At 32.3% G+C, this 17,893-nt stretch carries 17 protein-coding genes; 15 read left to right on the top strand and 2 right to left on the bottom strand.

The genetic code is table 11. The annotated features are described in order from the left end of the window. Positions 1 to 173 precede the first annotated feature (173 nt). The 5 genes from BMZ09_RS04220 to rlmN all read left to right on the top strand — a co-directional run bounded on the left by BMZ09_RS04220 (position 174) and on the right by rlmN (position 6,200). Positions 174 to 2,183: a DUF3857 domain-containing protein gene (locus BMZ09_RS04220; protein ID WP_090837799.1), complete on the top strand. Its 2,010-nt coding sequence runs from the start codon at positions 174 to 176 to the stop codon at positions 2,181 to 2,183. Between the two features lies 1 nt (position 2,184). After that, a complete protein-coding gene (locus tag BMZ09_RS04215) occupies positions 2,185 to 2,511 on the top strand; it encodes a nucleotide pyrophosphohydrolase (protein ID WP_090837797.1) in 327 nt (108 codons plus the stop codon). A gap of 40 nt (positions 2,512 to 2,551) precedes the next feature. Continuing rightward, entirely contained in the window at positions 2,552 to 3,784 is a 1,233-nt protein-coding gene (locus BMZ09_RS04210) for a 3-phosphoshikimate 1-carboxyvinyltransferase (RefSeq protein ID WP_090837795.1), read from the top strand. Positions 3,785 to 3,870: 86 nt separating this feature from the next. Continuing rightward, positions 3,871 to 4,920 (top strand): tRNA preQ1(34) S-adenosylmethionine ribosyltransferase-isomerase QueA, encoded by a 1,050-nt coding sequence (queA, locus tag BMZ09_RS04205; protein WP_090837794.1) that lies wholly within the window; start codon positions 3,871 to 3,873, stop codon positions 4,918 to 4,920. Positions 4,921 to 5,159: 239 nt separating this feature from the next. Beyond that, positions 5,160 to 6,200 carry a dual-specificity RNA methyltransferase RlmN gene (gene rlmN / locus BMZ09_RS04200; RefSeq protein ID WP_090837792.1) on the top strand — a complete coding sequence of 347 codons (1,041 nt, stop codon included), beginning with the start codon at positions 5,160 to 5,162 and terminating at the stop codon, positions 6,198 to 6,200. Between the two features lie 76 nt (positions 6,201 to 6,276). Here rlmN and BMZ09_RS04195 read toward each other — a convergent pair whose 3' ends face one another. Then, complete coding sequence (locus tag BMZ09_RS04195; protein ID WP_090837790.1) at positions 6,277 to 7,440, bottom strand: T9SS type A sorting domain-containing protein; 1,164 nt, start codon at positions 7,438 to 7,440, stop codon at positions 6,277 to 6,279. A 162-nt stretch (positions 7,441 to 7,602) separates the two neighbouring features. Between BMZ09_RS04195 and BMZ09_RS04190 the strand changes: the two genes are divergently transcribed. Beyond that, positions 7,603 to 8,580: a polyprenyl synthetase family protein gene (locus BMZ09_RS04190; protein WP_090837788.1), complete on the top strand. Its 978-nt coding sequence runs from the start codon at positions 7,603 to 7,605 to the stop codon at positions 8,578 to 8,580. Here the strand turns inward: BMZ09_RS04190 and BMZ09_RS04185 are convergent, their stop codons facing one another. Beyond that, positions 8,581 to 9,897 carry an aryl-sulfate sulfotransferase gene (locus BMZ09_RS04185; RefSeq protein WP_090837786.1) on the bottom strand — a complete coding sequence of 439 codons (1,317 nt, stop codon included), beginning with the start codon at positions 9,895 to 9,897 and terminating at the stop codon, positions 8,581 to 8,583. An 84-nt stretch (positions 9,898 to 9,981) separates the two neighbouring features. On the opposite strand from BMZ09_RS04185, the gene BMZ09_RS04180 reads away from it, so the two are divergent. The 9 genes from BMZ09_RS04180 to BMZ09_RS04140 all read left to right on the top strand — a co-directional run bounded on the left by BMZ09_RS04180 (position 9,982) and on the right by BMZ09_RS04140 (position 17,660). Continuing rightward, positions 9,982 to 10,542 (top strand): RNA polymerase sigma factor, encoded by a 561-nt coding sequence (locus BMZ09_RS04180; RefSeq protein WP_090837784.1) that lies wholly within the window; start codon positions 9,982 to 9,984, stop codon positions 10,540 to 10,542. Further along, positions 10,529 to 11,275: a hypothetical protein gene (locus BMZ09_RS04175; protein ID WP_090837782.1), complete on the top strand. Its 747-nt coding sequence runs from the start codon at positions 10,529 to 10,531 to the stop codon at positions 11,273 to 11,275. The genes BMZ09_RS04180 and BMZ09_RS04175 overlap by 14 nt, the downstream gene beginning before the upstream one ends. Before the next feature lie 33 nt (positions 11,276 to 11,308). Then, entirely contained in the window at positions 11,309 to 12,358 is a 1,050-nt protein-coding gene (locus BMZ09_RS04170; protein WP_090837780.1) for a hypothetical protein, read from the top strand. A gap of 421 nt (positions 12,359 to 12,779) precedes the next feature. Continuing rightward, the gene (locus BMZ09_RS04165; RefSeq protein ID WP_090837778.1) at positions 12,780 to 14,177 is read left to right on the top strand and encodes an arginine decarboxylase; all 1,398 of its coding nucleotides are present in this window, start codon (positions 12,780 to 12,782) and stop codon (positions 14,175 to 14,177) included. Then, positions 14,167 to 15,105: an agmatinase gene (speB, locus tag BMZ09_RS04160; RefSeq protein WP_090837776.1), complete on the top strand. Its 939-nt coding sequence runs from the start codon at positions 14,167 to 14,169 to the stop codon at positions 15,103 to 15,105. The genes BMZ09_RS04165 and speB overlap by 11 nt, the downstream gene beginning before the upstream one ends. Beyond that, positions 15,095 to 16,069 carry a deoxyhypusine synthase family protein gene (locus BMZ09_RS04155; RefSeq protein WP_090837774.1) on the top strand — a complete coding sequence of 325 codons (975 nt, stop codon included), beginning with the start codon at positions 15,095 to 15,097 and terminating at the stop codon, positions 16,067 to 16,069. The genes speB and BMZ09_RS04155 overlap by 11 nt, the downstream gene beginning before the upstream one ends. A gap of 15 nt (positions 16,070 to 16,084) precedes the next feature. Continuing rightward, positions 16,085 to 16,411 (top strand): hypothetical protein, encoded by a 327-nt coding sequence (locus BMZ09_RS04150; RefSeq protein ID WP_090837772.1) that lies wholly within the window; start codon positions 16,085 to 16,087, stop codon positions 16,409 to 16,411. Positions 16,412 to 16,413: 2 nt separating this feature from the next. Next, the gene (locus tag BMZ09_RS04145; protein WP_090837770.1) at positions 16,414 to 17,190 is read left to right on the top strand and encodes an RMD1 family protein; all 777 of its coding nucleotides are present in this window, start codon (positions 16,414 to 16,416) and stop codon (positions 17,188 to 17,190) included. A gap of 140 nt (positions 17,191 to 17,330) precedes the next feature. Next, positions 17,331 to 17,660, top strand: coding sequence for a hypothetical protein (locus tag BMZ09_RS04140; RefSeq protein WP_090837769.1), 330 nt, complete (start codon positions 17,331 to 17,333; stop codon positions 17,658 to 17,660). The last annotated feature ends 233 nt before the right edge of the window (positions 17,661 to 17,893 follow it).

The raw sequence follows: 17,893 nt of genomic DNA, 5'->3' as shown, positions 1-17,893 counted from the left end.
GATTGTTTTAAGTAGACATCATCAAAAAACCTATTAATAGTCTTTAGGTGTCATAATTATTATAAATAAAGGGCAGTTTTCTAAAGAAGATTATAGTGCTTTTAGAAAATTTAGATTCGCTATTATTAAACACGATAAATCAAAAATAGTATTAACCACTACTAACTAAATAAATGAAAAAATTAATCATCCTTGCGTTTATGTTTATGTCCGTTGTAGGACAATCACAAAATTTTAAATTTGGAAAAATCAGTAAAGAAGAATTAAAAGAAACCAGTCACCCAAATCATCCTGAGGCAAATGCAGTAGTGTTGTTTAAAAAACAATATACTAGTTTTCCTTTTAATAATGAAGACGGTTTTACGCAAGAGACAAGATATCATGAGCGTATAAAGATATACAATAAGGAAGGCTATGATTGGGCCATAAAAAAGATAAGCTTGTATGATGTTAGTAATACTAGTCAACAAAAAATTGAAGGACTAAAAGGGTATACTTATACGCTTGTAGATGGCGAGATACAAAAAGACAAGCTTAGAAATGAGAATATTTTTGAGAAAAGAACAAGTAAATATTATACGTCTTGTACTTTTACTATGCCAGGATTAAGTGAAGGGTGTGTAATAGAGTTTGAATACTCAATAAAGTCACCTTTCTTAAGTATAGAAGATGTTGTTTTGCAGTATCAAATTCCTATCAATCAAATTGAAGTAGATATTATAACTCCTGAATTTTATAATTATAATAAGGTAGTCAATCCAAAATCTTCTTTTTTACCCAAAATAAATGAATCACAAAAAGTACGTGATGAAAAAATTCTAACAAAACAAAGAACCGTAGTTAAAACTTCAACTACCAAATTTTCAGAATCAAACCTTGCTTTTAAAGAGAATGTAGTAAGTGTTTACATGGAAGATATTCCAGCATTAAAAGAAGAACCGTTTATAGATAACTTGAATAATTATAGAGCACTAATTGCTTTTGAATACGCGTTTTATAGAGGTCCGGATTTAAAAATAAAAAGTGTGGCTACTAGTTGGGAGCGAGTGACGGAAACAATTTATAATGATGAGGATTTTGGTGGGCAACTTAATAAAAAAAGATATTTTGAAGAGGCAGTGGATGCTGCAATTGCAAAGGCAACCTCTGATGATGAAAAAATTCTATTAATTTTCAACCTAGTTAAAAGTAAAGTTAAGTTTAACGATTACATTGGTTTTATTGCCGAAAATGGGGTTAAAAAAGCATTTAAAGAAGGAACAGGAAATGTAGCGGATATCAATTTGATGTTGGTAGCAATGCTAAGATATGCAGGTGTAAATGCTAATCCAGTTTTAGTAAGTACAAAAGATAATGGGGTGCCACTTTTTCCAACACGTTCAGGATTTAATTATGTGATTTGCGCAGTAGAGGCACAAGATAGTGTGTTGCTTTTGGATGCTTCTAGTCGTTTTACAAAACCTAACATTATTCCAGAATATGTGATTAATTGGCAAGGAAGATTAATTAGAGAAGATGGAAGTTCGACTTGGATTAGTTTAAGCCCATCAGTGCAATCTAAGAATATTGTGTCTGCCAGTGTACAAATCAATGCGGATTTATCAATGGAAGGTAAGTTAAGAAAGGCTTTGACAGCATATCAGGCCCTTAGTTATAGAAATAATAAAGCAGGATTAACCAATGAGTCTTTAGTACAAATTATAGAAAAAGGAAATGCAGGGCTTGTAGTCTCAGATTTGGAAGTTAAAAACGTTAATAACGTGTATAAACCAATAATGCAATCATATAATTTTACTTTGGATGGAGCGGTAGAAGATATAGCGGGTAATCTTTACATTTCGCCTTTATTGTTTTTAACTAATGAAGAAAATCCTTTTACACAAGATTCTAGAGCGTATCCAGTAGACTTTGTGTGTCCGCTTTCAGATAAATATATTGTTAACATAGACATACCGGAAGGCTATCAATTAGAGTCTTTGCCAGAAAGCGAAGCAATTAACTTTAATACCGATGCATTAACTTTTTCTTATCTTACAAAACAAATTGGCGATAAAATTCAAATAGTTGTAAATTTGGAGATTAATAACACCTATATATTACCGTCTGATTATACTAATTTTAAAGAGTTTTATAAAATTATGACAGATAAAAAGGCTGAGAAAATAGTGCTTAAAAAACAATAAAATGGATATTAAAAATGCACAATTAGAAGTAGATAACTGGATAAAAAACCATGGAGTGCGTTATTTTAACGAGTTAACTAATATGGCTCAGTTAACAGAGGAGGTTGGAGAAGTTGCGCGTATTATTGCAAGGCGTTACGGAGAGCAAAGCGAAAAGGAATCTGATAAAAATAAAGATTTAGGAGAAGAGCTTGCAGACGTTATGTTTGTAGTTTTATGTTTAGCAAACCAAACAGGAATAGATTTGCAAGAGGCATTTGATAAAAAGTTAGATATAAAAACAAAACGTGATCACGATAGACATCACAACAATCAAAAATTAAAATAAAGTTTAGTCATTTCTGCGTAAGCAAAAAGTTAGTATTTACATGAATTTACACCTTAATAAATCAACAATACATAAAGCTTCTACTATCCAAATAACAGGTTCAAAAAGCGAGTCTAATAGATTATTGTTGTTACAAGCCTTATATCCAGAAATAAAAATAACTAATGTGTCAAATAGTGATGACTCTGTGTTAATGTCAAAAGCATTGGCATCACGGGACAACATTATAGATATACATCATGCAGGGACAGCGATGCGTTTTTTAACCGCATATTTTTCTACGCAAGACGGTAGGGATATTGAGTTGACGGGTTCTAAACGCATGAAGGAGCGTCCGATAGCAATTCTTGTAGATGCATTAAATCAATTAGGCGCAGATATAAGTTATAAAGAAAATCAAGGATTTCCGCCATTATTAATCAAAGGAAAAAAGCTTACTAAAAATAAGGTAACGCTAAAAGCAAATGTTAGTAGTCAATATATTTCTGCCTTACTATTAATTGCTCCAAAATTAGAAAACGGAATAGAGCTAACACTTGACGGAGAAATTACATCTGTACCGTATATTAAAATGACACTTAGTTTGTTAGAAGAGATTGGTGTAAAAACTAAATTTGAAGGCAATCTAATTACTATAGCACCTAAAAAACAATCAGAAGTTAATGCACAACAGTTAACCGTAGAAAGTGATTGGTCATCAGCGTCGTATTTTTATAGTATTGCTGCTATGTCTGCTATTGGGACAAGTATTACGTTGTCTTCTTACAAACAAAATAGCCTGCAAGGTGATTCCGCTTTAGCGACAATTTACAAGTCTTTTGGTGTGACAACAACATTTAAAGACAATAGTGTTACGCTTCAAAAAGTGGAAGAAGTTACTTTGGATACTCAAATTAATTTCGATTTAAAAAACGCGCCAGATATTGCACAAACTATTTCGGTAACCGCATTTGGTTTAGGATTAGAGTGTCATTTAACAGGATTACATACTTTAAAAATTAAAGAAACCGACCGTTTAGTAGCCTTAAAAACCGAAATCGAAAAATTAGGAGGTCAAGTCGCTATTACAGATAACAGTTTGACATTAAAAAAAGTAACTAATAGACAGCAAAATATTACAATAGCAACATATAATGACCACAGAATGGCTATGGCATTTGCACCATTGGCCTTAAAAGTGCCAATAATTATTGAAGATTCAAAAGTAGTATCAAAATCTTACCCAACGTTTTGGGACGATTTGGCTGCTTTAGGGTTCATTTTTAGCGTTTAATAAATAATAATTGCCCATTTACTTGACAAGGCCTATCTCCAGATTGTATATTTGCAGTCTTGTTAACTTAACAACTATATTAATAAATGAAATTATCACACTTCCATTTTGACTTACCAGATGAATTATTAGCAGAATATCCTGCTGAAAACAGAGACGAGTCTCGTTTAATGGTATTAAACCGTAAAGAGCAAACCATTGAACATAAAATGTTTAAAGATTTGATCGAGTATTTTGATGAAAAGGATGTGATGATTCTTAATAACACCAAAGTATTTCCAGCACGTTTATTTGGTAACAAAGAAAAAACAGGAGCTAGAATTGAAGTGTTTTTATTACGTGAGTTAAATAAAGAACAACGTCTGTGGGATGTATTAGTAGATCCAGCACGTAAAATACGTATTGGTAACAAATTATACTTTGGTGATGACGAAACGTTAGTTGCAGAAGTAATAGATAATACAACATCTAGAGGACGTACATTACGTTTTTTATACGATGGATCTTATGAAGAGTTTAGAAAAAAACTACAACTTTTAGGAGAAACGCCATTACCAAAATATATCAAAAGAGAGGTAGAGCCGGAAGACGAAGAACGTTACCAAACAATCTATGCAAAAGAGGAAGGTGCAGTAGCAGCTCCAACAGCAGGATTACACTTTTCTAAACATTTATTAAAGCGTTTAGAGATAAAAGGTGTTGACTTTGCAGAAGTAACTTTACACGTTGGATTAGGGACTTTTAACCCTGTTGAAGTGGAAGATCTTTCAAAGCATAAAATGGATAGCGAAGAGCTTAAAATTGAAGCGCCAGCAGTAGAGATTATCAATAATGCTAAAAAAGAAAAGCGTCGTATTTGTGCAGTAGGTACAACAGCAATGCGTGCTATAGAAAGCTCAGTATCTTCAAGCGGAACGTTAAACGAAATTGAAGGATGGACAAATAAATTTATCTTCCCTCCATACGATTTTAGTATTGCTAACGCCATGATCACAAATTTTCATACACCAAAATCAACATTAATGATGATGGTATCTGCCTTTGCAGGTCATGATTTTATGAAAAAAGCATACGAAGAAGCAGTAAAAGAAAAGTACAAATTTTACAGTTATGGAGACGCGATGTTAATCATCTAATTCTTTCTAAATAAATAATTAAAACCTCTTTTGTCTGTAATCAGTAAAAGAGGTTTTTTTATGGCATTACCCAAGGGTCGCGCTCTCGACAGTCGCTTTGCATTTGCTTATTAGGCAAAAGCAAGAGCTTCAACAAATGTCTCCATCGCTAATGCGCTAGCCAAAGGTTTGTTATAAATTAAAGTAAAGTAAATCAACAGTCGTCAATCGTCATTCAAAATCACTATTTTTGCAATCCAATGGACATCAAGAAAAAAGACATACGCGCATTAACTAAAGAGCAACTTAGAGAATTCTTTGAAAAAGAAGGAGATAAAGCCTTTAGAGGTAATCAAGTTTACGAATGGTTATGGAGCAAAGGCGCCCATACCTTTGAGGATATGACAAACCTCTCTAAAGAGACGCGTCAAATGTTAGAAGATAACTTTGTTATAAACCATATCAAAGTGGACGTTATGCAGCGTAGTAGCGATGGTACAGTAAAAAATGCAGTACGATTACATGATGATTTAATTGTCGAGTCTGTTTTAATACCAACAAAAACCAGAACCACAGCCTGTGTGTCTAGTCAAGTAGGATGTAGTTTAGACTGTAAATTTTGCGCAACATCACGATTAAAACGTATGCGTAACCTTAACCCTGACGAGATTTATGATCAAGTAGTAGCCATAGACAGAGAAAGTAGATTGTACTTTGATAGACCATTAAGTAATATTGTGTTTATGGGGATGGGAGAACCATTGATGAACTATAATAACGTACTTAAAGCTATCGAGAAAATTACATCTCCCGAAGGTTTAGCTATGTCACCAAAACGTATTGTAGTCTCTACTTCAGGTGTGCCAAAAATGATTAAAAAAATGGCAGATGATAATGTTAAGTTTAAATTAGCAGTATCACTTCACTCTGCAATTGACGAAGTAAGAACATCCATAATGCCATTTAATGCAACATTCCCGTTAGCAGATCTTAGAGAAGCGTTGGTGTATTGGTACCAAAAAACTAAGAATCGTATTACTTATGAGTATGTTGTTTGGGAAGGCATAAACGATAAACGTAAGGATGTAGATGCATTAGTACAGTTTTGTAAGTTTGCACCAAGTAAGGTTAATATTATAGAGTATAACCCGATTGATGACGGAGAGTTCCAACAAGCTAAATCAGAAGCCATAGACATGTATAAAAACGTGTTAGAAGATAATAATATTACTGTAACTGTAAGACGTAGTAGAGGTAAGGATATTGATGCAGCATGTGGACAGTTAGCTAATAAAGAATAGTTTATTATTAAATAATAAGCATAAAAAAAGCGACTTTCAATTAATTGAAAGTCGCTTTTTTTGATTGGTGTAAAGTTTATTCTTTAATAAATTTCATTGTTTTTTCTTGATTTCCAGCAAAGATTTTCATGAAATAAATTCCGCTTTTTAAATCATTTATATTGATTGTGTTTTCAATCATACTGTCAGCTTCAACTTGCATAACACGTTGCCCTAGTTGATTAAAAATTTCAATAGACGTAAGTTGTGATTTAGATTTAATACTAATACTGCTTTTAGCTGGGTTAGGATAAAGACTAAAAGTAGTAGCTTCAAAGCTTGCTGCAGATAAAGCAGGGTCTGCTTCTGTAGTAAATGACCAAACAGCACTAACAGTAGACCCAAAGCAATTAAATGACTCTACAGACCAATAGTATGTCGTGTCATAAGCCCAGTTAAAAGTAATGCCGTTTCCATTAGTAGCACCATCTATAGTACCAATATCCGTTCCTGCAGTATCTGTACCTAAAGATAAGTTGAAAACGGTAGCAGATGGTCCAGCAGTCCAATTAAAAGGAGTAATTAACGGTGTTGTACCTGTAACATCAATAGCAACATTTGTGGCACCATTAGCAGGAGTAGTTGCAGTTGCAGCAGTTGGAGCAGTAGTTTCTGTACAAGAAAATACTTTTACATTATCAAAAGCCCAAAAATATGAATAATCTCCAACCCATCTAAATCTTACTTTTGCATTACTTACACCTGCTAATTGTGCAGATACATTATAAGATTTAAAACCAAAATCAAGTTCGTTGGCTCCACTAGTATTGTTTGTGCTGTTAAACAATACGACTTGTACCCAAGCTGTACCATCAAACACTTCAACAAAACCATTACCAGCAAATTCAGCACGAATAACATGATTAAATGTTAATTGTACATCAGTTAATGCAGAAGCATCAAAAGTTGGGCTTTCTAAATAAGCATCTTCAGGTTCGCTATCATTACCTATAGCATCACTATCAAAAATAGGATAGCTTCCAGAGAAACCTTCGTCATATAAAACAGTGTTTGCTGCCCCAAAACCTGGAGCTTCACCGCTATTAGCAAAAGACCAAACACCACCATTAGCAAGGTCAGTGTTAGACCAACCAGTTGGTGTGCTTAAGCCGGCATCAAAATTTTCGTCAATTAAAACTTGACTAAATGCAAATGATGTGGTAAGAAATAAAAATAAAAATAAAAATGTAGTTTTTTTCATAAGTAAAAGATTACAGCGTTGATTGTTAGTTGAATAATAGTACCATAAAGGTAATTTTTTTTTTTAAATATTATAATTTTTATAGAATAATTACGAATTATTAATATTAGGGTCTATAAGTTTATTTGTATTTTTGGTATCACTAAAAATTAGATCTAAATTTTGAAGATAACAGAACAGATAAAACAGCCTATTGCTTTTGAAATGGATCTTTTTGAGAAGAAGTTTAGGCTGGCTATGTCTTCAAAAGTAGCACTCTTAAATAGGATAACGTACTATATTGTTAACCGTAAAGGGAAGCAAATGCGTCCAATGTTTGTCTTTTTAGTAGCTAAAATGGTATCTAACGGAGAGGTAAGTGAGCGTACCTATCGTGGCGCCTCGGTAATAGAGCTAATACATACTGCGACTTTAGTCCATGATGATGTAGTAGATGACAGTAATAAACGTCGTGGGTTTTTCTCCATCAATGCTCTATGGAAAAATAAAATAGCTGTCCTGATAGGTGATTTTTTGTTGTCTAAAGGGTTGTTGCTTTCTATTGATAATAACGATTTTGATTTGCTTAAAATTATTTCTATTGCAGTAAGGGAAATGAGTGAAGGGGAATTACTTCAAATAGAAAAAGCAAGAAAGCTAGATATAACAGAAGATATTTATTACGAAATTATTAGACAGAAAACAGCAACGCTTATAGCGGCATGTTGTAGTCTTGGAGCAGCCTCAGTAAAGCCTAATTCTGTTGAGGTAGAAAGTATGCGTAAATTTGGAGAGCTTATCGGAATGGCTTTTCAAATTAAAGATGACTTGTTTGATTATGGTACACAAAGTATTGGTAAGCCTACAGGGATAGATATTAAAGAGCAAAAAATGACCTTACCTTTAATTTATGTTCTAAGTAACTGTTCTAAAAAAGATAAAAAGTGGGTAATCAATTCGATTAAAAACCACAACAAAGACAGAAAACGCGTCAATCAAGTTATCGATTTTGTAAAACAAAATGGCGGTTTGGATTATGCGGTTTCAAAAATGAAATCTTTTCAAGAAGAAGCTTTAGTCTTGCTAAATGGATTTCCAAAATCGGAATATAGAGATTCGCTTGAGTTGATGGTTAATTATGTTATTGAAAGAAAAAAGTAGTTATAGTCCTAAATTAATTATAGCTTCATCACCTGGATAATAATCATAACCTCTCCAAAAAGCAGGAACATCCAAACCTGAATATTTCCAAACGACAGTGCCATTAGTTGTAACTTCCCAATAACCGTAATCACCTTCACAAATTAAAGTGTTTCCGTTTCTTAATCTCACAGCTCCAGATATGCGTCCGTTATATAAATTTGCATCGGTAAAATTCCAAATTACTTCAGGTTCGTTATTTTGAGAGCCATTAAGACTAAAGTTTACGGGCATTTTAAATTCGTATACAATGGATTGATTGTTATTACTACCATTCATGTATACTAAAATATTATCTTCTCCTGGTTTACCCTCATCAATTATTGTTGGTGCATGATTGTTGTAAAACAATCTTGGTGACGTTGTGTTTTTGTAGGCTTCAGGATTTCCAAATCTATATATTAGATCGCCTCCTTTGTTGTAATTTCCTCCCGTATTGCTTGCTGCTTCAGTTGTGGAAGTACTATGGTCTATTACCCAAACTTCGCTGTAAAAATTAATACTTAAATAAATAATGTCTTTTATTGGATCATAGTCTATTCCATTGGCGTGCATAATATCACCATTAGCAATAGTGCTATTATAGTTAACATCTATTAATTGTGGGTTATCGTTTACGTTGTTGTAATTAAGTTTAGAATTGTCATGGTCTTGTACAATATGATCCATGCTATTCCATTTCCAAACTATTTGATCTGTAGTTGGGTCTATTTCCACTAAAGTTTCAGGAAATATATCATTACTATTATTAAAACCATTAGCAATAGCAACTGCATTATCTACCTTTTGCCAAGCAATAAACAAGAAATTTCCATTAGGTAATTGTTTTACATCATGATGTGCTAGAACAATGTCATCAGAGTAGTTATACTCATAAATAGTTTGAGAATCACTGTTTATGATTTTTATAACACCACCATAACCACCTAGTGTAAATGAAGGAGTATTTGTTTTAAACATACCTAATAGAGTTCCATTAGGTAATAGTTTTATGTCATTACCTAAATTACTGTCAAAATTCCATTGTTTAATTTTATTACCGCCTTTGTCAATAAGATAAGAGGTGTCTGCTCCATTTTCTATAGCTAAAATGTATCCTAATTGAATAGCGCTTTCATCAATTAACTCAATGTTTTCCGTTATATTTAGGGGTGTTTCTTCAATTTCTGGTTCCATTGTAATTGGTGTGTCGTCATCAGATTTACAATTAAACAAGACTATAAAGGATAATAAGATAATGTATGGAAAGGCTTTATTAAAGAAACTTATTTTAGGCATATTCTTTTTTTTTATTGTTATTGAGGCAACTATTTATATCAATTTTGCGTCTATATAAATATAATGCGAATTTAAATACTTTTTGTGAAAGTTGTAACCTTATTTAATAACGAAACTAAGCTTATCAAAAAAGCTGCTCAGAATAATCGTGAAGCCCAACACGTATTGTTTGAAATGCATGCACCCAAAATGTTAAGTGTTTGTCGTTATTATGTCAAAAACTTACAACATGCAGAGGAGGTTATGCTTAACGGGTTTTTAAAAGTCTTTACAAATTTAAAAAGTTTTAGGGGAGAAGGTAGTTTTGAAGGTTGGATTAGGCGGATTATGGTTAGAGAGTCAATTTCATTTTTGAGACAGAAAAAAACGATTCAATTTGTAGACGATGATTATGAACATGTCGAAATTCAGGATGAAAGTTCGCAACAATATGATGTGGCACAATTACAAGAATTGATAGATAATTTACCAGAAGGTTACAAAATGGTGTTTGTAATGTATGCCATAGAGGGGTATAAGCATGCAGAGATAGCTAAACTTTTAAATATAAGTGAAGGGACTTCTAAATCTCAACTATTTAAAGCGCGTAAATTATTACAGAATAATATTAGAATACTTAATACCAAGGAATATGGCACCAAATAAATTTGAAAAGCAATTAAAAGACACTTTAGAGCGTCGTACAATTGCACCAAGTAAAACAACTTGGAGTCAGTTAGACACACTATTAGATCAACGTCAAGATAAACGTAAAGTCTCATTTTGGTGGCTGAGTATTGCAGCAACACTTGTAGGCGTTTGTTTGACGGTTTTTATTTTTAGAAATCAATCAAATACTATTAATGAGGTTGTTGAAGAAGTGAAAAATGAAATAAATATACCAAGAAAAATACAGGCAGTACAACCAGATGTAATTGTAAATAAAAAGGACGCTAAAAGTGATGTGTTAAATGAAAAGCAAGAGCAGCAGTATCAAGTAAAAAAGAACAATGCCGTTATTACGGCACCTACAAAAAAAGCAACCGTAATTAATGTAGCTTCAGGGAATTTAAAACCTACCAGCTTAGAAGCTGAGGGTAATGCTTTAAATACCGTTTCTAACAGTGTGACTAGTACTGTTGTTGCGCAATCTCAGTCAGTAGATACACAAATAATTAAGAGTAAAATTTTAACTAATGAAGCAGATTTGCTTTTAGATAAAGCTTATGCCAAAGTTAAGGCAACAAATACGGGGTATAAATCCGAAAAAATAGACGCGAACTCTTTACTAGAGGAGATAGAGATGACATCAGAAAAGTCTCTAAAAAACAGATTGTTTCATGCTGTAAAATCAGGCTATGAAACTTTAAGAACGACAGTAGTAGAGCGCGATAATTAAATCAATTAATCATTAAAAAAAAAACGAACAGTTATGCAAAACATTACAAAACATTTAGTGTACTTGTTTTTATTGTTGGCAGTAAGTCAGCTTAAAGCACAAGTAATGGATTCAATACCAAGAATAGAATCCATAAAAGAAACAATTACTACGGAAGAGCGTGATGCCTTGAAATTAGAAATTGAAACAATAAATGATCAATTAGAGGAAGATGAGATTACTTTTGAAGAAGCAGAACAATTAAAAAAAGAAGCTGCGGAAAAAAGAGCATTAAATATAGAAAATAGAATAGCTATTGCGGTAAATAGATTAGAGTTTTTAACTCGAAATAATCAAGGTTCTAAGGATGATATTCAAAAAACAGTAGTGTCTATTAAAATTGGAGACAGTGATAGAGAGATTTTAGGGGTAAGAGCAAATAGGAAACCACCCAAAAAAGATATCCGTACAGGTAACCAAATGCTTTTTGCAATGGGGTTTAATAATACAATAATTGATGGTGTTAGTTTAAGTGATACGCCATATAAATTAGGAGGTTCTGGTTTTGTAGAGCTAGGATGGCTATGGAAAACTAGAGTACTAAAAGAGTCTAATTTTTTACGTTTTAAATATGGGCTTTCTGTGCAATGGAATAAATTAGATATTAAGAACGATATGTATTTTGTTCAAGATGGTAATCAAACAATATTACAGTCTTTTGATGGCGATTTAAAACGCGCCAAGTTTAGAACCACTAGCTTAGTAATTCCTATGCATCTTGAGTTTGGTCCATGGAATAAAAAAGACTATAAAGATGGTCGTGTCCGTTATTTTAATCATAATAAGTTTAAAGTAGGATTGGGAGGTTATTTTGGTGTAAATGGTAATGCAGTACAAAAGTTAACCTACAAAGAAAACGGAGATCGTGTAAAGGAGAAAATTAAAAGAAACTTTAATACCAACACTTTTACGTACGGTCTTAGCGGGTATATTGGAGTAGGAGATTTAAGTTTATATGCTAAATATGACATTGCCCCACTATTTAAAAATCAAACGTTTGATCAAAACAATATTTCTTTAGGTATTAGATTGGATTTAGATTAGTTTTTAAAGTAATTTAGGTAAAAGCACTTCTTTTAATTTAATAAAAGAAGTGCTTTTGTGTTTTTTAGAGTTGTAAGTGCTCTTGTTATCAGAGTATTAAATGTTTTTTATTTTTTTAATAAAAAAGTTTTTAATTCAAAAAAAAGTATTTCATTTGCAGTATAATAGCTGAACACTTTGAACTCTGTTTCTATGTTCGGGCTTTTGAAAATTAGGAAGTCATATTCAAAAGCAGCTTACAGATTAAGCGACCGAATTCTAAAGCTAACTTCCGCTTTCACATCTATATATGCTAGCCAGCATCAGTTTGGCTTTGCGCCTACTTACGACCTTAGAATTCAAATTTGATAGTCACTTTGTTATTTTTTTTAACAAGGATTTTTTTACTATTTATATTTTAATTTTAACGTTTTAAACAAAAATGAACACAAAGTACATAGACTTAATCAGTCAAACTTTTGATTTTCCTCAACCAGAATTTAAGTTAGAGGACAAGACATTACAATTTCATGATATCGATTTAATGGAGTTAGTAGAAGAGTATGGAGCACCTTTAAAATTTACATACTTACCACAAATTTCTAACAATATACAACGTGCAAAAACATGGTTTAGAGATGCCATAAAAAAACACGATTACAAAGGGAACTACAACTATTGCTATTGCACAAAAAGCTCTCACTTTAAACATGTTTTAAATGAGGCTTTAAAAAATGATATTCACATTGAAACATCATCTGCTTTTGATATTGATATTGTTGAAAACCTTAAGAAGGAAGGTAAGATAACTGACGAAACATTTATTATTAGTAATGGATTTAAACGTGATCAATATGTTTCAAACATTGCTCGGTTAATTAATAACGGTCAAAAAAACTGTATTCCAATTATTGATAACTACGAAGAAATAGATTTACTTTCTGAGCAAATTGATGGAAACTTTAAAGTAGGTATTAGAATTGCATCAGAGGAAGAGCCTAAGTTTGAGTTTTATACTTCAAGATTAGGAATTGGGTACAAAAACATAATCCCGTTTTATAAAAATCAAATAAAATCTAATCCTAAAGTAGAGCTTAAAATGCTTCACTTTTTTATCAATACGGGAATTAGAGATAATGCGTATTACTGGAACGAACTTTTAAAATGTTTAAAAGTATACACGAGTTTAAAAAAGGTTTGTCCTAGCTTAGATAGTTTAAATATTGGAGGAGGATTTCCGATTAAAAACTCGTTAGCATTTGATTTTGATTATGAATATATGATTGACGAAATCATTAATCAAATTAAACAAACGTGTGAAGAGGAAGAAGTAGATGTACCAAATATTTTTACAGAATTTGGAAGTTTTACAGTAGGAGAAAGTGGTGGCGCTATTTATGAAGTGTTGTATCAAAAACAACAAAATGATCGTGAAAAGTGGAACATGATAAACTCTTCTTTTATTACAACATTACCAGATACTTGGGCAATTAACAAGCGTTTTATAATGTTAGCGATAAACCGTTGGCATGACTCTTATGAGCGTGTTTTACTAGGAGGTTTAACTTGCGATAGTGATGATTATTACAACAGTGAGCAGCATATGAACGCTATTTATTTACCAAAATACAACAAAGAAAAACCATTGTATATAGGTTTTTTTAATACTGGAGCATATCAAGAAACAATTGGTGGTTTTGGAGGATTACAACATTGTTTAATACCATCTCCAAAACATATTTTAATAGATAAAGACAAGGATGGAAACATCACAAAAACATTATTTTCTGAACAACAAAAAAGTGAAGACTTACTTAAAATTTTAGGTTATGCAAACTAAAACTTATGCTGGTATTCCAGAAGAATTAGCAAAATTAGAAAAAGCTAAAATTGTTTTAATTCCTGTACCTTATGATGGTACTAGTACATGGCAAAAAGGGGCTGATAAAGGTCCTGAAGCATTTTTAGATGCTTCTGCAAATATGGAACTTTATGATATCGAAACAGATTCTGAAGTATACAATCAAGGGGTGTATTTAGCAGATGCTGTAACAGAAAATAGCTCGCCAGAAGCAATGGTAGAAGCTGTTCATCAAGCAACTAAAAAGTATATTAAAAAAAATAAGTTTGTTACTATTTTTGGAGGAGAACATTCTATATCTATTGGTACAATACGTGCATTTAACGAGATGTTTCCTAGTTTAACAGTATTGCAATTAGATGCGCATGCAGATTTGCGTAAGGAGTATGAAGGTACAGCATGTAACCACGCGTGTGCATTATACGAAGCAAGTCAAAATACTAACTTGATTCAAGTAGGTATACGCTCTATGGATGCTATTGAAAAGACTGTAATGGACACAGAGAAGACATACTTTGCGCATGAGATGGCATTGGATGATACTTGGATGGATAGTGCTATAGATCAGATGACGGATAATGTATTTATTACCATAGATTTAGATGCATTTGACCCTTCAATTATGCCAAGTACCGGTACGCCAGAGCCGGGTGGTTTATTATGGTACGAAACTTTAGAGTTTTTAAAGCAAGTATTTGAAGAGAAAAACGTGGTTGGATTTGATATTGTTGAATTATGTCCAAATAAAGTGGATAAATCTTCAGACTTTTTAGCTGCGAAATTATATTATAAAATGCTAAGCTATAAGTTTTTAAATCAAGGCGCAGAAGACGATTACGACAACACATACGAGAAAGACACACAAAAAAATAACACTTCTAAATTCAACGAAGACGATGAGTACTAAAGGACCAGTTTCACAATTTATAGAACATCATTATTTACATTTTAACGCAGCAGCTTTAGTAGATGCAGCAAAAGGATACGAAACACAATTAGACAATGGCGCTAAGATGTTAGTGTCTCTTGCTGGTGCTATGAGTACTGCCGAACTTGGTAAAAGTTTTGCAGAAATGATTCGTCAAGATAAAGTGCATATTATTTCATGTACTGGAGCAAACTTAGAAGAGGATATCATGAATTTGGTAGCACATTCGCACTACAAGCGTGTGCCTAATTACCGTGATTTAACACCTCAAGAAGAGTGGGATTTATTAGAAAAAGGACTTAACCGTGTAACAGATACTTGTATTCCTGAGCACGAAGCATTTAGACGTTTACAACACCATATTGAAAAAATATGGAAAGATGCTGAGGCTAATGGAGAGCGTTTTTTACCACATGAGTACATGTACAAAATGTTATTGTCAGGCGTTTTAGAAGAGTATTACGAGATTGATTTAAAAGACTCTTGGATGTATGCTGCAGCAGAAAAAAACTTACCAATAGTTTGCCCAGGTTGGGAAGACAGTACTATGGGTAATATTTTTGCAAGCTACGTATTAAAGGGAGAGCTTAAAGCTAGTACCATGAAATCTGGAATCGAGTACATGACGTTTTTAGCAGATTGGTATACTGAAAACTCTAAAAACGGAATCGGGTTTTTCCAAATTGGAGGTGGTATCGCAGGAGATTTTCCAATATGTGTAGTGCCAATGTTATATCAAGATATGGAGCGTACAGATACACCATTTTGGAGTTATTTTTGCCAAATAAGTGACTCTACAACTAGTTACGGGTCATATTCTGGAGCTGTACCTAATGAGAAAATTACTTGGGGGAAACTGGATATTGATACACCAAAATTTATTGTAGAGAGTGATGCAACAATAGTTGCTCCGCTTATATTTGCTTACATATTAGGATTATAATTGCTTTCGTAAAAAATGAAAAAAACAGACAATTTAAAACGTGTCATAGTAGACTTTAAAAAACTAACACCTGAAATATTAAAATTGTTAGTAGAAAAGTATCCTGATGGCTACGACGAAGATCATATTATCGAGTTTAGAAATGCTAAAAACGAGCTTATAGAAGCTGTAGAAGTAACTACGGAAGACACTAAGTATTTAGTCAAGGTTAGTACCAAGTTGGTAAAAACTATGGAAAACTACGACGAAGATGATTATGAAGATTTTGAAGACGATGACGCAGAAGCAGTTCAGGATCCAGAATCAGAACCAAGCGAGGAACAAGATCACGACGATTTCTAAGTATGTATACTGTAGTTGCCTATCAGGTAGCTAGCACTATCAATATAAAACAATGTAAACAACAACTGTCTTGGCAGTTGTTGTTTAATGATAGTGACGAGCTGTATTACAAATGCGACGATAATGCGTTTGTGTACATTTTTCAATACGGAATAGTAAGCTTTTTTAATATGACCACTCAGTCTATTAATAAGGTGCTTGCTAGTATGGAGCCATTCTCCAATAATTATTTGTCAGAAAAACTATCCGAAGAGGTTAAGGTACTTATCAAGCCCAATAGTTTAAAAGTTGATTTTAATCATATAGAGTTACCAGAATTAAACGATGACATGATTAGGTTAGTCATGCTTAACGTGTCACAAAGTGTGGCGCTAGATCGTTATTCTGATATTACGTATGATCTTTTAGAAGAAACGAATAAACACACGCTTTATCTTGAAAAGAAAGGGAAACTAGATATTTCAGGAAATAAGCTAAAACGATTTATAGGTAGAACTTTAAATATTAAAAACCGAATTTCGGAAAATCTATATATTTTTGATTCTCCTGATAGTACATGGGAAAACGAACAATTAAATCAGCTTAATCAAGATTTAAAACAAACGTTTGATTTAAAAGACAGATACCGTTTAATTCATGATAGGATAGAAATTATAAAAGAAAATCTTGAGCTTTTTAAAGACATAATGGACCATAAAGAAAGCAGTAGGCTAGAGTGGATCATTATTATTTTAATTGTAATTGAAGTTTTTGATATGTTTATTACTAAATTTATGTAATCTAAATAACACTTTAAAAACGTATATTAGACTTACCACGTGTATTGCCAAAATAAACAATACTAAAAGCACTTTTGGACTTGAGGTGGCAAATTTCCGAAAACAACAAACAATACAATAATTTTATAAATTTTTTTAAAATGAAAACAAAATTAATTATTATAGCATTAGCTTTTTTTAGCTTAACATCATTCACAACTACAAATCCAATAGTTGTTACAGGTATTTACAAAGGCGTTGTAGAGTATGATTATGTATTTAATGTTCCAGAAAACGGTAAAAGCCCAAAAATGTTATTTCAATATGTATCAGAAGAAGCTTTAGAGGCTTTTGATTTAGAATCTGACGATTTTGTTGGAAGTAAATTCAAGGTTACTTATGAGAAAACAATGGAAATGAGTGAAGATGCAGAAGGAAACGAAATAGAAATTGAAGTATTAACGATTACTGGTTTAGAGCTTAAAGACTAATATCAGTAGTATATATAACTAATAAAAATCCGGAATTTATTCCGGATTTTTTTGTTTTAAATTGGTTTTGTGTTAATAAAATGTTTGTTTTATAATGTTTTAAGAACTTTTAATTTTCTGTTTTGTATCTTTAAAAGAGTCCATATTTAGTCTAGTAGTTTTTAATAAGACAAAAAGATGTCAACTTATTTAAAGTATCACGACTAATAGTGATAATGCGTATCTTTGCCGAA

This window comes from Olleya namhaensis (assembly GCF_900114005.1).
GTDB lineage: Bacteria > Bacteroidota > Bacteroidia > Flavobacteriales > Flavobacteriaceae > Olleya > Olleya namhaensis.
The sequence above is the reverse complement of the archived record's forward strand: the minus strand, read 5'-3'. Positions and strand labels throughout refer to the sequence as shown.

Bases quoted from the DNA above. Each gene is read 5' to 3' on its own strand.
- speB (WP_090837776.1), top strand. From the start codon at position 14,167: ATGCAAACTAAAACTTATGCTGGTATTCCAGAAGAATTAGCAAAATTA.
- rlmN (WP_090837792.1), top strand. From the start codon at position 5,160: ATGGACATCAAGAAAAAAGACATACGCGCATTAACTAAAGAGCAACTT.
- BMZ09_RS04215 (WP_090837797.1), top strand. From the start codon at position 2,185: ATGGATATTAAAAATGCACAATTAGAAGTAGATAACTGGATAAAAAAC.
- BMZ09_RS04210 (WP_090837795.1), top strand. From the start codon at position 2,552: ATGAATTTACACCTTAATAAATCAACAATACATAAAGCTTCTACTATC.
- BMZ09_RS04140 (WP_090837769.1), top strand. From the start codon at position 17,331: ATGAAAACAAAATTAATTATTATAGCATTAGCTTTTTTTAGCTTAACA.
- BMZ09_RS04185 (WP_090837786.1), bottom strand. From the start codon at position 9,897: ATGCCTAAAATAAGTTTCTTTAATAAAGCCTTTCCATACATTATCTTA.
- BMZ09_RS04165 (WP_090837778.1), top strand. From the start codon at position 12,780: ATGAACACAAAGTACATAGACTTAATCAGTCAAACTTTTGATTTTCCT.
- BMZ09_RS04155 (WP_090837774.1), top strand. From the start codon at position 15,095: ATGAGTACTAAAGGACCAGTTTCACAATTTATAGAACATCATTATTTA.
- BMZ09_RS04145 (WP_090837770.1), top strand. From the start codon at position 16,414: ATGTATACTGTAGTTGCCTATCAGGTAGCTAGCACTATCAATATAAAA.
- BMZ09_RS04150 (WP_090837772.1), top strand. From the start codon at position 16,085: ATGAAAAAAACAGACAATTTAAAACGTGTCATAGTAGACTTTAAAAAA.
- BMZ09_RS04220 (WP_090837799.1), top strand. From the start codon at position 174: ATGAAAAAATTAATCATCCTTGCGTTTATGTTTATGTCCGTTGTAGGA.
- BMZ09_RS04170 (WP_090837780.1), top strand. From the start codon at position 11,309: ATGCAAAACATTACAAAACATTTAGTGTACTTGTTTTTATTGTTGGCA.
- queA (WP_090837794.1), top strand. From the start codon at position 3,871: ATGAAATTATCACACTTCCATTTTGACTTACCAGATGAATTATTAGCA.
- BMZ09_RS04175 (WP_090837782.1), top strand. From the start codon at position 10,529: ATGGCACCAAATAAATTTGAAAAGCAATTAAAAGACACTTTAGAGCGT.
- BMZ09_RS04195 (WP_090837790.1), bottom strand. From the start codon at position 7,440: ATGAAAAAAACTACATTTTTATTTTTATTTTTATTTCTTACCACATCA.